This window comes from Actinomadura sp. 7K507, from assembly GCF_004348425.1.
Taxonomy (GTDB): Bacteria; Actinomycetota; Actinomycetes; order Streptosporangiales; family Streptosporangiaceae; genus Spirillospora.
On the sequence record NZ_SMKK01000546.1, the window covers coordinates 1 to 859 of the forward strand.

At 70.8% G+C, this 859-nt stretch carries 1 protein-coding gene; it reads right to left on the minus strand.

Features of this window, described 5'->3' with window-relative positions; genetic code table 11:
• On the minus strand, window positions 1-749 hold a 749-nt coding region (locus E1285_RS45185; protein ID WP_132161050.1), incomplete at its 3' end, for an IS5 family transposase.
• Window positions 750-859 lie beyond the last annotated feature (110 nt).

The window sequence follows — 859 nt, forward strand, 5'->3', positions numbered from 1 at the left end:
GCGTCCGGGTCGAACACCGGTGGGCGTCCTCCGGTCGAGCCCTTGGCCTTGCGGTTGGCCTGCTGATCGGCCTTCACGGGAATGGTGGCCGCGATCCCGCGACGGCGCAGATGGGCGCGGTTGGCCTTGGAGGAGTAGGCCTTGTCGGCCAGGACCCGGTCCGGGCGGGTGCGCGGCCGCCCACGCCCGGACCGGGCGACCCGGACGCGCTCCAGCACCGGCCGAAACTGCGGGCTGTCGCCGCGCTGACCCGCAGTGACCACCACCGCCATCGGTTTGCGGCCCTGCTCGCACGCCAGATGCAGTTTGGTGGTCCGGCCGCCGCGCGAACGCCCCAGCCCGTGATCGGGCGGCTCGTCACCCGGTGGTTCCACCTGCCCGCCGACGTCGTGACGGGCGCCCGCGGCGTGCTGGTGGGCCCGGTTGACGGTCGAGTCCACCGACACACTCCAGGTGATCAACCCCGCGGCGTCGGCGAAGGCCATCAGCTTCGCCCAGATCAACGCCCAGATCCCGGCACGCTGCCAGCGGCGGAACAGGTGGTAGACCGACTGCCAGTGCCCGTAGCGCTCGGGCACGTCACGCCACGGCGCACCGACACGGGTCCGCCACCGGACGCCGTCCACCAGCTGCCGGCGTGACCATTTGGGCGGCCTGCCACGCCGCTCACCACGCGGCAGCAACGGCTCCAGCCTCCGCCACTGCCGATCCGTCAGGTCCTTGCGCGCGCCGATCGATACGCTGGGCACGAGGTCTCCGGTGTTGATGGTCTTCTTGGTCGTTGATCCATCTACCGGAGACCTCACTCATCTCTGGATGCGACATGCCGCCCGAACCGGACTTCCTAAACACGGCCTAG